The sequence below is a fragment of the Marinobacter vulgaris genome (assembly GCF_003344045.1).
Classification (GTDB): Bacteria; Pseudomonadota; Gammaproteobacteria; order Pseudomonadales; family Oleiphilaceae; genus Marinobacter; species Marinobacter vulgaris.
In genome coordinates, this window is the sequence record NZ_QFWX01000002.1 from 341,712 (window position 1) to 357,247 (window position 15,536).

The following is a 15,536-nucleotide window of genomic DNA, read 5'->3' on the forward strand; positions in this document are numbered from 1 at the left end:
TTCCGGAGATTGGGGGAACTATCGGCTATGAACAAGAGTCCCAGACGTCGCTCACTCGCTGTCGCATTCATGGTCATGTTCATTATCGCACCAACCCCGGGTGCCAGTGAACAGGCCCCGGAGCCAGTGGACAGCTGGACCAGTGTCGTCCGTAACTCGCCCTACTGGGTGAGCCAGGGGGTTTACAACAACATCACTACCATCCGGCGGTGGGTGCTGAAGGAATCCGGGTACTGCGCTGATATCGAACGTCATATTCTGTTCAATATGCGCGGCCGGTTTCTTGGCTATATTGACGATGAAAACACCCGCGAGGCGACTCAGAAGCGGTTGAATGATACCAGGCGCTCCCTGGTCGCCAGTGGTCGCGCGGACAGCTGGGCGGCCGGCGGCCCAGGCACAACGGGTTACCCCTTTGCACTCGCCTGTGATCAGCCCCATGTCAACCTCGATGACGCCGTCGCCCGTTACCTCGGCACCCTGCCTACCGAGTTGATCTGGGGCGCCTGGGACGATCTGTCGTTTGCCACACAGGATAAGCCCGAGCCTCTCCATGATGCCCTGATGTACGTTTATGGCACCCGCCAGCAGCAGCAACGAAACAGCCTGCCGGCAACGCTGCCAAAATACCTCGCCGGACAGGTGCTGATTGAAAGCAGCGGCCAGCAACGAGCCCACTCCGCAGCCAATGCCAAGGGCATACTGCAACTGTCACCATCGGCCCTGGGTGATTGCAGGATCAAACCCGCCAACCACTGGCACCGGCTGGCCCAGATCGATTGCGCCCTCAGGTTGATGAATCAGAATGCCCGCAACCTGAGGGAACCCTTTGACCAGCGTTTTGGTCATTTGCCGGAGGGTAAACGCGATCAGCTGTTTACGCTACTGCTGGTGCAGGCTTACCACGGTGGTGCCAGCCGTGTAGAAAGCTTGCTGGATGATGAAACCCTGTCCCGGCCCGCCGCCTACTTCGCCAGTGAACACGAAAACTTCAGTGCCGGCGATATTGCGTTTGGCATGGTGTTTCACAATCTCGGCCGGGATCGGTTCGGACTGGCCTCGCTGTATTATGTGGCGGATGTGCAACTTGCCACCGAGGCACTGTGTAGGACACCGCGCCTTGCCAATACCGCCTTCTGTGAATAATTCCGGGAGCCGGCGTTGGAACTAACCCTGATTCCGGAAGGCTTGAACGCAACAACCGCAGGCTTCCTGCTGCTGTGCTCGGTGTTGACCTCCATGATTACCGCGAGTCTTGGAGCCGGCGGCGGTATTCTTCTGCTGGTTCTGATGGCGTTCTGGATTCCACCGGCGGCGATCATCCCGGTACATGGCATGATCCAGTTGGGCTCCAATGCCGGGCGGGCGACGCTGACATGGCGCCATACCGACTGGAAAGCCATCGCCGCCTTCGCACCCGGTGTGCTGGTGGGAGCCACTTTGGGCGCATGGATACTGGTGGATCTGCCGACTTACCTCTGGCAACTGACCATTGGCCTGTTCGTGCTTTTCCTTTGCTGGGGGCCGGCATTGCCCCGGGGCGTCTTTGGCAGTACCGGGATATTTCTGGCCTCCGGCCTTACCAGTTTTATTACCCTGTTTGTGGGGGCCACCGGCCCGCTGGTGGCATCCTTCATCAAACAGATGCACACCGACCGCTTCACCACTGTCGCCACGTTTGCCACCGCCATGACCCTCCAGCATGCCCCGAAAGCCCTGGTTTTCGGCCTTGCCGGTTTTATGTTCCGTGACTGGATTCTGTTTATCCTGGCAATGATCGCATTCGGTTTTGCCGGTACCTGGCTGGGGCTGCACGTGCTCAGGTCCATGAGTAACCGGCACTTCAGCCGTGTATTCAACATTCTGCTGACACTCCTGGCCCTGCGGCTGCTCTGGCAGGCAGGAGGATCCGCAGGCTGGTGGTAACCTCGCCTGCCCACTGCTGATCAGCCGGGCCGATCCCGTGGCGGCGGTGGCATGGTAACCACCCGGTTGCGCCCACCGGCCTTCGCCGCATAGGCACCTTCGTCTGCCCTCGCCATCACCTCAAGCGGCCCGCCATCGGCCGCGGACATCGCCGTGAGACCGATGCTCGCGGTAACACCGAAGGATTTACCGTTCTGCTCGATACGAATGGATTCAACCCCCCGGCGAATGGTTTCCGCCAGTTCCGCCGCCCGCGCCAGACCGCAGGCGGGCAGGATAATGCCGAATTCATCGCCCCCGAGACGTGCCACGGTATCGGATTGCCGCACGGATACCCTCAGCAGATCCGAAAGACGCCCCAGCAGATCGTCCCCCATCAGATGCCCACCTTCGTCATTGACGGGTTTGAAATAGTCCAGGTCAATCAGCATCAATACGCTGTCAGCCGCCTTGGTGCCGGCTTCCCCCAGACATTTCACCAGGGATGAATTGAAGGCTCGTCGATTGAGCAGGCCGGTGAGACTGTCGTGGGTTGCTTCCCAGGACAGCCGCTCCTCCTCCCGGCGTCGTTCGCTGTCATCCCTAATCACCACGATCAGTTGATGGTGGTCACTGTCCCTGTGCAGATGCAACATGGCCAGATCCACGTCGAAGGTGCGCCCAAGGCTGTTTCTCATCGTCCCGTAGAGGCTGTCTATATCCGCACTGAACAGCAGATCCTCTGGTCCCCAGCAGCGGTTTTCGCTCTCTATGGCAACGCACTCAAAGAAACTGGCCTGTTCACAACCCTCCGGCAGCCCCAGGAAGCCACAGGCGGCGTCATTGGCGTAGCGGATGACACCGTCAACATCCAGCATCAGCACACCTTCCTGAAGCACACCAAGAATGCTGTCGGCCCGCTCCTGCTCCTCCGCCAGTTCCGCTTCGATTTCCAGTTCATGGGTGATATCCCGCACTACGGTAATGGTACCCAGGGTTCGCTCCTCGGTGCCGATGACCGCCGTCATCACATCTGCCCACACCAGGGGCCGATCCTCAGGGGTCTTGAGACGGAAACGGCCGCGGAAAACAGCATTGTTTTTCAGCGCTGCCCGCCACTTGTCGACAGCGCCGGGAAGGTCGTCTTCATAGACCCCGTCAATCAGCGGGCTGTGCAGAAGATCGTTGGAGTCAATGCCCACAATCTGCTCGAAAGCCGGGTTTACAAATTCGATCCGGCCCAGCACATCGGTCTGGATAATACCGATCGGAGCGCTTTGCGTGAGGGAGCGGAAGAATGCCTCGCGCTCAGCCAGTGATGCCATCACTTCGTCCCGCTCCTCCATGACCGTATTGAAGGTTTCTGCCACCTGGCGGATTTCCGAGCCGCCGGCGACATCCACCGGTTCCGCGCGAATACCCAGGTGGCGCTCACTGATCTGGAACCCGAGGTTGCGCAACGGGGCCATCAAGCGCCTGAATACGATCAGCGCCAGCGGTGCCACCACCAGGATGACAATCAGCAACACCTGCACAAAACTGTCCGTTAACCGGCTGGCTGGTGCATAAGCTTCCCGCGCCGGCCAGACCGCCGCCACAAACCAGGGCACCTGGGACATCTGTCGTACCGACATGATGGTCTCGGTACCCTCCTGATTGCGGGTTCTTTGGGTGCCTTCGTACCCCCCCATGGCGTCGCGCAGTACCGGATTCTCCAGCCGCAGCGGCGTCATGGTCTCTCCGGTGCGGCCATGGGAGAGGGTCACACCACTGCGTGTAGCAACCCCCACGTAACCGCTCTTGCCGATGCGAACCGTGCTTATTTCCTCCATGAAATTGTCCCCGGCAAGCATGAGTGCCCCGCCAAGAACGCCGATAAACCGCTGACGGTGGTCAAAAATAGGGGCGGTCATCATGATGGCTGGCCGGTCCTCATAATTGGATACGTAGGGGGCACTGATCATCGGAGTCAGCTGATTCGACGTTTGCTGGAAATACTCACGCCCACTGACATTCAGCCCGGTCTGCTGGTATTGCTGCGGATGCTCGGCAATGACATTGCCACTGGTATCGAACAGGTAGATGCCATCAAACAGATGCTGGAGCGCTATCTCACGCCTGATAAGCACGCGGGCGCGGGCGCTCAGTACATTTTCCTCCATTGCCAGCCCCTCGGCGACATGGGCAAGGGTATCCCGACGCTGCGCGAGGCGGGTGTCGAGGTCACTGGCTACCAGGCTGGCAATGGTTTCCACCTGCTCCCGGGCCTGAGCCTCAAGTTCGGAGCGAGTGACCATCGAACTGATCAGCGCCACTGCCAATGCGGAGAGCACGATAGCAGCAACAACGAAAGCAACGGCCCGATTCACGAGACTGGCAAACCAACGCTTCATCAACACAGGCACGGCGCTCCCGGCGATGAAGAGAGACTGGGGAGGTGCACTGATTTTCTGCAGGAAATACCGGAAGTATGACTCACTGGGCAAGACACCGATTTTTATAATTGGTCGTGGCGGTAGTTTAACAGACAGCGCCGGGCCGAAGCGTTACGGAGCTTGCAAATTCAATGATAATCGTTATTATTTAGATCTATTTTACTGCTAGAGGTTTCAGATGTCAGATTCACTGCTCACCGATGCCGCCGGAATCAGTACCGGGCCGGTCAGCCAGCTGATGGAGATGGGTGGCCCTGTCATGTTGGTGCTGCTGGCAATTGCAATGGTGGGCATCGTCACCTTCGTTTACCTCATGTTATTCGGTGCTTTTTTTGCCCCCCGACTCACGACGAAACTTAAAAATGCCATTACCGTCTGGCAACAAAACCCCGACAGCGAAACACCAGCCCAACTAAAGCGCAACGCCGGCCGCTATAGCCGCCTGAATCCGCTGCATCATCTGGTCGTCAATACCATGAATGCGCGCCTGAAGGGAGCGGACCCCCAACAGATCCGGGAAACCGTCGCCAGGGATGCCCATCACGCCCTGGAACCTTTTGAGGCACCGCTGAAAATCATCGAAGTGATCGCCGCACTGGCGCCGTTACTGGGCCTTCTGGGGACGGTTATGGGCATGATGGAAGCCTTCAGCGCGATGGCCGCCACCGAAGGCCGTGCCAATGCGTCACAGCTGAGTGGCGGCATCTACGAAGCGCTGACCACCACCGCCGCAGGCCTGGTGATTGCCATCCCATTTGCCGCGCTGGCAGCCTGGATTGAATTCCGGCTTCGGAGAATCCAGAAAACCATTAACAGCGCCCTTGTCACGGTGCTGGCGGTGCCGGTTACTGCAAGCCGTGACACTGCGGTCGAGGACGAGCCCGGAACAGAAGATCAGCCCCGTCGTTTCGTCAATGTCTCCGGAACCTCACGGCAGGGCCGCCTGGCCAATGCAACTGGTTGATCCAAGGCCGGCACGGCCGATTCCAATCCGCATCACCCCCCTGATCGATGTGGTTTTTATCCTGCTGGTGTTCTTCATGCTCACCAGCCGCTTGCTGCCCGTGAGTTTTATGGAGTTGAGCAACAGTACCGGGGATACCAGCTCTGTCACTGGGGAACCCGTGCCGGAAGTAACGGTAGTGCGGAATGGCGAGACCAGCTGGAAAGGCGAAACCTACGATATTGAAGCGCTGGTGAGCCGGCTGAAAGTCAGCGGCATCGAGGAAATCAACCTGGCAACCGCTGCCACCACGCGGCTTACCGATTTCACCACTGCTTACAGCCGGCTTTCGGACAGCGGCATTACCACCCACTGGAAACGTTCATCGCAGGCCGCAGAGGAACCATGAGTGACCTGGCACCACCTCCGATCACCTCCGGCAAACCTCTCATGGAACGTCTGGAAGATGCCCTGCTGCCCCTCATAAACCTGGTGTTCCTGCTGTTGATGTTTTTTATCGTGGCGGGCCAGATATCGGATACCCCGCTTCCAGATCTTCCCGGCACAGGCGATCAGGCGGCCAATGAGCTGCCCCGGGCCGATCTGATCATTACCGCCGCCGGAGACTGGCAGGTGGACGGGCAAACCGTTGGCGCCGAAGACCTTACGAGCGTCCTGCCGGCTCCCGATAAGGAGGCCGCCCTCAAAATCGCGGCGGAACAGGACATTGCCATGGCGGAGCTGGAATCCCTGCTTCGGGTACTTGAGAACAGCGGGTACGAGGAAGTCATCCTGCTGACGGAGCCGGCCAGCTGATGGGTGCCAGTAAAACCGTCCGCGGGCTGCTGCTGATCATTGCCATTGCCATTACCGCCGTAGCCCTGGTGATCGCTGGCCCTGAGCGGGTCCCCGAACTGAAACCACTGGGGGACTCCGCTGTCAATTCCGCCCCGGCGGTCCGGATATCCCTGGCTGGCGCCCGGAAACCGAAAGAACCTGAGACTCAATCTGAGCCAAAACCCGAGCCCGAGCCAAAACCTGAGCCTGAGCCTGAGCCTGAGCCTGAGCCTGAGCCTGAGCCTGAGCCTGAGCCTGAGCCTGAGCCAGTCGAGCAGGTTACCGAGGCCAATGCAACAGAAAGCGAGCCCGGCTCAGAGGAAACCACGCAAAATCGTGCCGAAGAAGAGAGCCCCAATCAGCAGGTCGAACTCACCGCCGGTGACTCCCCGGATGTGGACAGCTATCTCACCGAACTGAGCCGGCATCTGAGCCGGTTCTACAAATACCCGCGCCGCGCCCGCCGCCTCGGACAGGAAGGGGCACCGGTGGTGGTGTTCGAATTCAGCCGCGATGGCACCCTGGTGCGACACTCCCTGCGCAAATCCTCGGATCACTCACTGCTGGACGACGCCGCCCTTGATATGCTCAAGGATGCCGAGCCACTGCCAGAAGTGCCGGACTCCATGGAAGGTCGGACCTTTACCTACGCCCTGCCGGTGAGATTCCGTCTGCGGTGACTGCGCCGTCGTTGCTTTTACGGAATGAGCTGCACAGGGTATGATCAAACCATGCCTGATTTCCCATCCTTCTGCGTGCGTTTGACCCATGACGATTGAACCGCTGATTGCCCATCGTTTGGGCCAGATCATGTGCGACACCACCACCATGATTCTCTGGCACCCCGCGCAAGCCTGGGTCCGCAAACAGACTCCGGCCACGACCCTGTTGTGCCGGGTCGGCTCTGGTCAGGCGACCTATCACCGTTTTGATCCACGCCTGAAGCAACATCAGATTACCTATGGCAAACGCATGATCATGTCCAAGCACCAGCCTGACGCGGTCGCTGGCTGGCTTTCCGGGCGCGAGATACGCCAGCGCAAGTATTTTGACGGTGAAGTCACCACACTGAATCTTCTGGCGCACACCTGCTGTCACGAGTTTGCACACCTGCTCCAGCACGTTTCCGGCCAGCGCTATCGAGGTTCTGTCCATAACCAGCATTTCTACCGGATACTGGATGAACTTCACGCCAGCGGTGGCGCCGATGCAGCCAGGCGACATCTGGCAGAACAGGCAGCAGGTGGCGGAATGACCGTACCCGAGCAACCCATCGTGGCCCCGGACAACCGTCAGTTAATGGCAAAATGGTCTGTGGGGGATGCGGTGGGTTTTGGTGCCGGCAAGCGACAAGTCGAAGGCAGGGTCATCCGGGTGAACCGGAAAACCTGCACCGTGGAAGGCACAGGCCCCTGCAGTGGATTGAGATACCGGGTACCCGTGGTTCTGTTACGGGCGCTCACGGACTGATGCCCACCGAATTGACCCCCAAGCACCGGTCCGGTGCGCATCGCACTGTCCGGGCGCACTCTGCGGCTGATCTTTTACAGCAGGATAACGGTAACTCTCTGTAAATAAACGAACACCAATTCTGGCATGGTGTTCGCTTGGTATTTAACAGGGAAGAACCTCCCGGCCAGGGACCGGCCGGACCATCAGATCATTGTTGTTGGCATTGGCGCCGGAGCATCGAACTCCCTCCCCCGGGAATAGATGCTCCGGTTTTTTTATTTTTACGGCGCCGGAGCTGCTGGCCTCTGTCCGGGTGCCCGCCGACGACGCCACCCAAGCACCAGCACCGTCAGCGCCGGCAAGAAGGTAACGGTCACCGTCGCCGCTCCGGCGAGGCCGAAGAGAACGATGGCGCCGACGCCGCGGTAGAGTTCCGTACCCTCGCCGGGCAGAAAGACCAGTGGTGACAGGCCGCAGATCGTCGTCAGGGTGGTCATGGCAATGGGCCGCAGGCGGGTTTCCACCGCGCCGATAACCGCATCCACGACCGATACGTCCCGGTGGCGCAGATTCTGCCTTGCCTGTTCCACGACCAGAATCGGGTTGTTCACAACCGTCCCCATCAGAATCAGAAAGCCCAGCATGGTAATCATGTCGAAAGGCTGGCTCAGGGGCAGCAAACCGATTTTTGGCAGCAGGCCGCCCACCAGGTTCATCAGTGCCAGACCCACGATACCGCCGGCGATGCCCAGGGGAATGGCCGTCAGGATCAGCAGGGGAAAGCCCCAGTGGGCGAAGATGGCCACCAGCAGCAGGTAGACAATCACCACCGCAATCATGAAGTTGCCACTCAGGGCGTCACGGGTGGCGTTGAGCTGGTCGCTGGCGCCGGAGATATCGATGGAAACTCCGGTGGGCAGCTCGCCGCTGTCGCGCATGGCGCCCAGTAATTCCGTGCGCACCCGTTCAACGCCTGCCTCCAGGGGCACATCGTCCGGCGGAATCACATTGAGGGTCACAGTACGGCGACCGTCCAGACGACGCACGGTACTGGTGTCCACGGTCTCCTCGATGGATGCCAGGCTCGACAGGGGCAGGGTGGCGCCCTGGGGGGTATGCACCATTACATCCGGCAACGCGTCCAGGCTCGGGTTCCTGCCTTCGCTGCCATAGATGTAAATATCGATCTTGTCGTCATCCAGGAAGAAGTCATCCACATAGGAGCCTTCGGTCAGGGACGCCACGGTGAAACCGATGGCTTCCGTATCGAGGCCCAGCTCCGCGGCCCGGTCCCAGTGCGGCCGTACCTGAATCAGCGGCTGGGCCAGGGAGAGGGTGGCGGGCCGGGTCTGGATGCGGGGGTTGTCGAAAATTTCCCGGGCGCGGCCGTAGGCGGTGTTGGCGACTTCGTAAATGGAGACCAGGTCCGGCCCGGAGATATCCAGGTTGATACTGCGGGTGCCACCGTCGTTGCTGGAGATGATGGAGCCCTTGGCGGCGAACGCCCGCATCCCCGGAAACTGCTCATAGAAGCCGGTGATCTCATCCATCAGCACTTCGATATGACGCGCTTTGACCGTCTCGGCGATGATCCGCACGTTGGTGGGACTCACCTGCATATTGAGGTAGGCCAGCGGCGGTATCGGGGTATCGCCGCTTTCATAAGCTTGCGGGTCTGCCTGCACATGGGGCAGAAAACGGTCCTCCACCTGTTTGGCGATGCTTTCCATCTCGGTCAGGTTGTAACCTGGCGGGGCGTTCATCGAGGCGAAGGTCTTTGGCTCCTCGCCCTCCGGGAGATATTCTGCAGGCGGGGTCAGGAAAACGATAATCCAGAAACTCACGGCCACTGTTCCGACAATCACCACGAGCCGCCTGATTGTGCCGCTGACCATCCAGCGCACGGCTGCCACCACCCGACTGGCCCAGCCCGGTGATACGGTGTTGCCATACTGGTCGATCTCGCCCGTGCCGTTTCCGAAATCCAGTCGTGCGCTGAGGGTGGGAATCACCGTGACCGCCACCAGCATCGACGCAAAAATGGCCGCCGAAATGGCAATGGCCACATCGGAATACAGTTGCCCGGCTTCTTCCTCGATGAACAGGATCGGCAAGAACACCAGGATGGTGGTCATGGTGGAAGCCAGCACTGCCGGCCAGACTTCCTGCACCCCTTTTAGGGCCGACTCGAACTTGTCCAGCCCCAGACGACGGTGGCGTTCGATGTTCTCCAGTACCACGATGCTGTTGTCCACCGTCATGCCGATGGCGAAGGCGACGCCGGCCAGGGAGATCACGTTGATGGTGCGGCCGGTGATCATCAGCCCCAAGAAGGCCGCGATAGCGCACAGGGGAATACCCACCACGCCCACGAAGGTGGCCCGGGAGGAGCGCAGGAACAGGAACATCACCAGGGTGGCGAACACGGCACCAATACCCAGGTTGGTCCAGACATTGGCAACCGAAGCCTCCACATAGCGGGCGTCGTCCGCGGTCAGCGCCAATTCCATGCCCTCCGGCTCCAGCACCTCCCGGTTGATGGCATCGACTTCCGTGAGCATCGCCCGCTTGATATCGATAACGTTGGAGCCACTCTCACGACGCACCTGCAGGCCCAGAACCCGCTGCCCATTGATAAAGGACAGTTGGCGGATGCGGGAATGGTCCTGTCGCACGGTGGCAATATCAGACAGCCGGACCACGCTGTCGCCGGTGCGGGAGACCACCAGGTTGCGAAGCTCATCGAGGTCACGGAATCGTCCCACGGTGCGCAGCAGGTAGCGGCGCTTGCCTGCGTCCACCTCGCCGCCGGATACATCCTGGTTACGGCTGGTGATGGCATCCCGGAGATCCAGCAGGCTGAGGCCGCGCTGGGACAGCTTTGCTTCATCCACGACAATCTGCATCTGGCGGTCCGCACCGCCACTTACGGTCACTTCGGAAACCCCTGCCACGCTTTCCATGCGGGGGCGGACCCGATCCTCCACGAAATCCCGCATCAGGTCGATGTCGAGTTCCCGCGGGTTGTCCGGCAGGGTAGAAACGCGGAAATACATGAATGCATTGGAGGAGAAGGAGGCCGCCACAATACGCGGCTCATCGACGTTGGTGGGGTAATTGGAAACCTGGCTGAGGGCGTTGTTTACCTGGATCAGTGTTTCGGTGATATCAACACCGAAAGGGAACTCGAGCTCGATCTCGGCGGAACCGCTGGATGCGGTTGAGGCCATTTCGCTCAGGTTCGGCACATTTCGAAGGTAACGCTCCTGTTCGATCAGGATTTCCTTCTCGATATCCTGTGGCGTGGCGCCGGGCCAGCGGGTTTCCACGGTGATGGTCCGGACTTCCAGGTCCGGAATCATCTGCACCGGAATACGCAACGCTGCGGCGGCTCCGATGATGGCAATGATCAGCGTAACGACGGTAACAAGCGTGCCGTGGCGTATCACTCCCGCAAACATCAGCGCGATCCCCGCCCGGCCAGCCTTACCCTGGCGCCCTCTTCCAGGGATTCATTGCCGCGGATCACCACGTCTTCATCACCCTCCAGACCGCTGAGGATTTCCATTCGGTTATCAAAGCTGGAGCCCACCTCTACCCGCTTTTCCCGCACTTCGTAGAGCTCTTCATCGGCAGGCTCGGCAATCCACACCGTAACGCGGCCGTCGGGGTAGCGGTTGATGGCATCCCGGGAGACGGTCAGCCCCCGCTCACCGGTGGAGACCCTCAACGTTGCCTGCACCGCCATACCGGGCAGCACATTCAGCTCTTCCGGCCCCGTCGCCCTGATCAGGAAGGTTCTGGCCTGGGGATCACTGACCGGCACCAGGGACTCGATGGTGACTGGTACCGGTTTCTGGTCCATCCCCCTGGCCTGCACCAACAACTCGGAGTCATCGGTTATGCGCTGGTAATAATCCTGGGACACCCGGAAGTCCAGGCGCAGGTTGGTTATGTCCACCAGGGTCAACAGCTCGTCTCCGGGGGTAATCCACTCGCCGAGATCGCTGATGCGCTCACTCACCACGCCATCAAACGGCGCCTCAATGCGATGACGGTCAAGCACAACCTGGTGTCGCTTTTCTTCCGCTCGCAGGCGGGCGAGCGCCGCTTCCGTAGCAGCGACTTCGCTCTCGCGGGCGCTGACTTCAGTGGCAGCAATATTTCGCCCCGCACCTACCGAGCGGGCTTCGGCCAGCCGCCGCTGCGCTTCCTGGAGGCGGGCTCTGGCTTCTGCAGCTTCGGCGCGGGCGCTGTCCAGCTCAAACTCCGCCTGCTCGTCGTCCAGAGCAACCAGCAGATCACCCCTGGTAACCCTGGTACCGGTTTCCACCCGCACCTCCTCCACAAGCCCGGCCACAGCGGTGGACAGCCGGGATGTGCGCAGAGCGTTGACGGTGCCGTTCAGGCTGACTTCGCTGATGATATCGGAGGTTTCAACCTGCTCCAGTTCAACGCCGGGACGGTCCTGCGCCTGGGCCTGTGATAGCGACAAACACCACAGGCCGGCCATGGCGGCCAACTGCCAGACGATTGGTTTCACTGCGTTACCTCTTTGTTCTTGCGCGGCTGCGGCGCTGAATTCTGTCTCCTGAAGTTACCTTTAACCTACGCCCACAATACCCCGGCGGACCTGTCAAAGTGCGTGTTTCGGGCGTGGCACGCCAGCAACGCGCACTTCCACCGAACCTGAAATGCTGCAACACTGGCGGTTATACAACAACCAGAACAATGCGAGATTCATAACGTGAAACCACTGAGCCCGCTAGACCAGGTATTTCTGTGGCTGGAAAAACGCCAGCAGCCCATGCACGTTGGCGGCCTGCAGCTGTTCTCCTTCCCCGAGGGTGCACCGGACGACTATGTGGCACAGCTGGCGGACCAGTTACGGGAACAGACCAGGGTTACGCCACCCTTCGACCAGCGCCTGATCAACCGTTTCGGCCAACCATTCTGGGTAGAGGACGAGCACCTGGATCTTGAGCACCATTTCCGGTTCGAGGCCCTGCCGACTCCGGGCCGGATCCGTGAACTGCTGGCATTTGTCTCTGCAGAGCACAGCCATCTGATGGACCGGGACCGGCCAATGTGGGAATTCCACCTCATCGAAGGCCTGAAAGACCGGCAATTCGCCGTTTATACCAAGATACACCACTCCCTGGTGGATGGCGTCTCTGCCATGCGCCTGTTCCAGCGCATGCTGTCCGGCGACCCCCAACAGCGGGACATGCCGCCAATATGGGCTCTGCCACCACGCAGCCGCCGAAATACTGACGACAGCGGCCCGTCCATGTGGCGCAACGTCGCCCATCTGCTGGGGGAGTCCGGAAGACAGCTCGGCACCGTGCCGGCGGTGACCAAAGCCTTGCTGAGCACCGTCAACCGGGCAAGAAAAGACCCCGCCTACGACTCCATTTTCCACGCGCCCCAGTGTGTCCTGAACGGCAATATTACCGGATCCCGCCGTTTCGCGGCCCAGTCCTACTGTCTGAAGCGTATCAAGGCGGTCTGCAGGGCTTATGGTACGACAGTCAACGACGTGGTCATGGCCATGTGCGCCACGGCGCTGCGAACCTACCTGATGAATCGGGATGCGCTGCCGGAAAAACCACTGGTGGCGATGGTGCCCGTCTCCCTGCGCAAGGACGAAAGCTCGGGAGGCAACCAGGTTGGTATCATCCTGGCCTCCCTGGGCACCCATCTGAACGATGCGGCCGAACGACTGCGCTATATCCATGAAGACGTGAAAGCCTCCAAAGAGCGCTATGCCAACATGTCACCGGAGGGGATACTGAATTACACGGCGTTGCTGCTGGCACCGGCTGGCTTCAACCTGCTGACCGGTCTGGCGCCAAAATGGCAGACTTTCAACGTGGTCATTTCCAACGTTCCGGGCCCGAAGGAACCCAGTTACTGGAATGGCGCCAGGCTTGAGGGGATGTACCCGGTGTCGATCGCCATGGACCGGATCGCCCTGAACATGACCCTGACCAGCTACTGCGACCACATAGAGTTCGGCCTGATCGGCTGTCGCCGCACCCTGCCCAGCCTGCAGCGAATGCTGGATTACCTGGAAGAGGGCCTGGCGGAGCTGGAGAGCGCAGCCGGGATTTGAGGATTAACCGAACCTTGCCTCTCGATTGCGCTGGGAAATCTGGTCATTCAGGGTCCAGAAGTCATAGAGCACACCTATCAGGAACAGACCGCCGGTCAGCAGGTAAATGATCCCGGTGATCCACTTGCCCATGTACATCCGGTGAAGACCAAATATCCCGAGGAACGTCAGCAGAATCCAGCTGATGTTGTAGCTCACCTCACCGGCCTCGTAGCGTATGTCGGCTTCCCGGTCCATGGCGGGAATCAGGAACAGGTCGATAAACCAGCCGATAAACAGCAGCCCCAGCGTAAAGAACCAGATGGTGCCGGTAATCGGCTTGCCGTAATAGAACCGGTGTGCCCCGAGGAATCCGAAGATCCAGAGCAGGTAACCTATGAGTTTGCTGTGAGTATCCTGGTTGATTGGCATTCAGTTGGGTTTCCTTCTGATTTTGGTGGTTGTCTGATTCTTTGGCGCCAGCCTGTTAGTTGTGGTGCCTGGCCGGGGGGAGGGATTATTTTTCCTTGGGAAAAAGAACTCGCTGCGCTCAGACACCTTTTTCCTGGCGGAAAATAATCCCTCCCCCCATCCGTCAGACTATTAGGGCATAGTCCGGGATTACAAACGGAAAGCAAGTGAATGAAACGACAGACGGCCTAGCCCATGGTCCCTGGGTATGAAGTGGAGGTTGGCGAGCTAACCGGGGCCGCCGGCAAGACGCGAGCCGCTGACCGGTGATATGCCGGCCCGGGCTACCGTGTTGCGGCCGGCGCGTTTGCCGCTGAACAGGCAGCGGTCGGCGGTCCGGAAGAGGGTTTCCGCCTCGGTACCGTGATCAGGGTAGTGGGCAATGCCGAAAGACGCGGTCACGTTGATGACGGCTTCGCCGTAGGACAGTTCGCTGTCGGCAATACGCTGGCGCAGTTCGTCCATTAATTCGAACGAATCCTCCGGCTTGACGTCCCGCAGTATCAGGCCGAATTCCTCTCCGCCAAGGCGGCCGACAGAGTCGGTGGTGCGCAGGCGTTCGGTCAGTCGCTGGCCGATGTTTCGCAGCACGTGATCGCCGGCGTCATGGCCCATGGTGTCGTTGACCACCTTGAAATGGTCGATATCCATGATGACCAGGGCAAAACCCGAACCACTGCGAGCGCACTCCGCGAGGGTACGGCTGAGGGTGCTCTGGAAGCTGGCGCGGTTGGACAGACCGGTGAGTGCGTCCGTCTGCGCCAGGGTAAACAGCTTCTGTTCAGCTTCCTCGCGCCGGGTTTCGTAGAGGTGGATAAAGCTCAGCATCAGCACGGCGCAAAGCACCATGTTCAGGAGGTCGATCATGCTTCCTGCGTCGACGATGAATTCCAGGTGAAAGTAATAGGCCACGCACCCGGCCAACATGAACGGTGCACTGAGCCAGAAGCCCTCCTTCTTTCCCAGCAGGAGATAGGCCAGGACCGGCATCATCAGCACCCAGACGAACGCGGTGACGGAAGCGTCAGGCACGAGCAGGATCAACAGGGCGAACGAGAACCCGGTGACCAGGTAACTGTAGATCCAGACTTGCAGGTAAGGCGTCTTACTGACCCGGATAACGCCAAGAAACAGCATGACACTGGCAAAAAATTCGCCGGCAGCGATCCAGAGATAGCCGTTCAGAACCTGCAGGCAGCCAAAAACCACCAGTGCAGAGCCGGTCACCAGAAACAGTGTCCTCATCAGTGAACGGCGATGTGTGTCCCGGAGCCCGGAGCGGCTCTGCTCAAGGGATGCACCAAGATCCGGGTGCAGTGGTGCTTTCATGCTGCCTCTTTCCCTGACATACAGCGAACGTGATGCTGGTGCCCAGCCTCCCCGGCACACCAGCGCTGTA

At 59.9% G+C, this 15,536-nt stretch carries 13 protein-coding genes; 8 read left to right on the forward strand and 5 right to left on the reverse strand.

Annotated features, from left to right (window positions below):
- Positions 1-27: 27 nt before the first annotated feature.
- Entirely contained in the window at positions 28-1,146 is a 1,119-nt protein-coding gene (locus DIT71_RS04795; RefSeq protein WP_227537948.1) for a lysozyme family protein, read from the forward strand.
- A 15-nt stretch (positions 1,147-1,161) separates the two neighbouring features.
- On the forward strand, positions 1,162-1,926 hold the full coding sequence (locus DIT71_RS04800; protein WP_114612071.1) for a sulfite exporter TauE/SafE family protein: 765 nt from the start codon (positions 1,162-1,164) through the stop codon (positions 1,924-1,926).
- A 20-nt stretch (positions 1,927-1,946) separates the two neighbouring features.
- Here the strand turns inward: DIT71_RS04800 and DIT71_RS04805 are convergent, their stop codons facing one another.
- Entirely contained in the window at positions 1,947-4,298 is a 2,352-nt protein-coding gene (locus tag DIT71_RS04805; RefSeq protein ID WP_227537975.1) for a sensor domain-containing diguanylate cyclase, read from the reverse strand.
- Between the two features lie 220 nt (positions 4,299-4,518).
- On the opposite strand from DIT71_RS04805, the gene DIT71_RS04810 reads away from it, so the two are divergent.
- The 5 genes from DIT71_RS04810 (at position 4,519) to DIT71_RS04830 (ending at position 7,590) form a co-directional block, all read left to right on the forward strand.
- Positions 4,519-5,304 (forward strand): MotA/TolQ/ExbB proton channel family protein, encoded by a 786-nt coding sequence (locus DIT71_RS04810; RefSeq protein ID WP_114612072.1) that lies wholly within the window; start codon positions 4,519-4,521, stop codon positions 5,302-5,304.
- Entirely contained in the window at positions 5,291-5,692 is a 402-nt protein-coding gene (locus tag DIT71_RS04815; RefSeq protein WP_114612073.1) for an ExbD/TolR family protein, read from the forward strand. Before DIT71_RS04810 ends, DIT71_RS04815 begins: the two co-directional genes overlap by 14 nt.
- Complete coding sequence (locus DIT71_RS04820; protein ID WP_114612074.1) at positions 5,689-6,099, forward strand: ExbD/TolR family protein; 411 nt, start codon at positions 5,689-5,691, stop codon at positions 6,097-6,099. Before DIT71_RS04815 ends, DIT71_RS04820 begins: the two co-directional genes overlap by 4 nt.
- The gene (locus DIT71_RS04825; RefSeq protein WP_114612075.1) at positions 6,099-6,800 is read left to right on the forward strand and encodes an energy transducer TonB; all 702 of its coding nucleotides are present in this window, start codon (positions 6,099-6,101) and stop codon (positions 6,798-6,800) included. Before DIT71_RS04820 ends, DIT71_RS04825 begins: the two co-directional genes overlap by 1 nt.
- Positions 6,801-6,888: 88 nt before the next feature.
- Positions 6,889-7,590, forward strand: a complete 702-nt coding sequence (locus DIT71_RS04830; protein ID WP_227537949.1) for a hypothetical protein — start codon at positions 6,889-6,891, stop codon at positions 7,588-7,590.
- 263 nt (positions 7,591-7,853) lie between these two features.
- Here the strand turns inward: DIT71_RS04830 and DIT71_RS04835 are convergent, their stop codons facing one another.
- Both DIT71_RS04835 and DIT71_RS04840 read right to left on the reverse strand, forming a co-directional pair.
- Positions 7,854-11,033: an efflux RND transporter permease subunit gene (locus DIT71_RS04835; protein WP_114612076.1), complete on the reverse strand. Its 3,180-nt coding sequence runs from the start codon at positions 11,031-11,033 to the stop codon at positions 7,854-7,856.
- Positions 11,033-12,115, reverse strand: a complete 1,083-nt coding sequence (locus DIT71_RS04840; RefSeq protein WP_227537950.1) for an efflux RND transporter periplasmic adaptor subunit — start codon at positions 12,113-12,115, stop codon at positions 11,033-11,035. Before DIT71_RS04840 ends, DIT71_RS04835 begins: the two co-directional genes overlap by 1 nt.
- Before the next feature lie 204 nt (positions 12,116-12,319).
- Between DIT71_RS04840 and DIT71_RS04845 the strand changes: the two genes are divergently transcribed.
- Positions 12,320-13,687, forward strand: a complete 1,368-nt coding sequence (locus DIT71_RS04845; RefSeq protein ID WP_114612077.1) for a WS/DGAT/MGAT family O-acyltransferase — start codon at positions 12,320-12,322, stop codon at positions 13,685-13,687.
- 3 nt (positions 13,688-13,690) lie between these two features.
- On the opposite strand, the gene DIT71_RS04850 is transcribed toward DIT71_RS04845, so the two are convergent.
- Positions 13,691-14,098 carry an NINE protein gene (locus DIT71_RS04850; RefSeq protein ID WP_114612078.1) on the reverse strand — a complete coding sequence of 136 codons (408 nt, stop codon included), beginning with the start codon at positions 14,096-14,098 and terminating at the stop codon, positions 13,691-13,693.
- A 267-nt stretch (positions 14,099-14,365) separates the two neighbouring features.
- Positions 14,366-15,466: a GGDEF domain-containing protein gene (locus DIT71_RS04855; RefSeq protein ID WP_114612079.1), complete on the reverse strand. Its 1,101-nt coding sequence runs from the start codon at positions 15,464-15,466 to the stop codon at positions 14,366-14,368.
- Positions 15,467-15,536 lie beyond the last annotated feature (70 nt).

What these genes read in the sequence shown, in the direction of transcription:
- DIT71_RS04795 (WP_227537948.1), top strand. Translation starts at nt 28, where the DNA reads ATGAACAAGAGTCCCAGACGTCGCTCACTCGCTGTCGCATTCATGGTC.
- DIT71_RS04805 (WP_227537975.1), bottom strand. Translation starts at nt 4,298, where the DNA reads ATGAAGCGTTGGTTTGCCAGTCTCGTGAATCGGGCCGTTGCTTTCGTT.
- DIT71_RS04810 (WP_114612072.1), top strand. Translation starts at nt 4,519, where the DNA reads ATGTCAGATTCACTGCTCACCGATGCCGCCGGAATCAGTACCGGGCCG.
- DIT71_RS04815 (WP_114612073.1), top strand. Translation starts at nt 5,291, where the DNA reads ATGCAACTGGTTGATCCAAGGCCGGCACGGCCGATTCCAATCCGCATC.
- DIT71_RS04820 (WP_114612074.1), top strand. Translation starts at nt 5,689, where the DNA reads ATGAGTGACCTGGCACCACCTCCGATCACCTCCGGCAAACCTCTCATG.
- DIT71_RS04825 (WP_114612075.1), top strand. Translation starts at nt 6,099, where the DNA reads ATGGGTGCCAGTAAAACCGTCCGCGGGCTGCTGCTGATCATTGCCATT.
- DIT71_RS04830 (WP_227537949.1), top strand. Translation starts at nt 6,889, where the DNA reads ATGACGATTGAACCGCTGATTGCCCATCGTTTGGGCCAGATCATGTGC.
- DIT71_RS04835 (WP_114612076.1), bottom strand. Translation starts at nt 11,033, where the DNA reads ATGTTTGCGGGAGTGATACGCCACGGCACGCTTGTTACCGTCGTTACG.
- DIT71_RS04850 (WP_114612078.1), bottom strand. Translation starts at nt 14,098, where the DNA reads ATGCCAATCAACCAGGATACTCACAGCAAACTCATAGGTTACCTGCTC.
- DIT71_RS04855 (WP_114612079.1), bottom strand. Translation starts at nt 15,466, where the DNA reads ATGAAAGCACCACTGCACCCGGATCTTGGTGCATCCCTTGAGCAGAGC.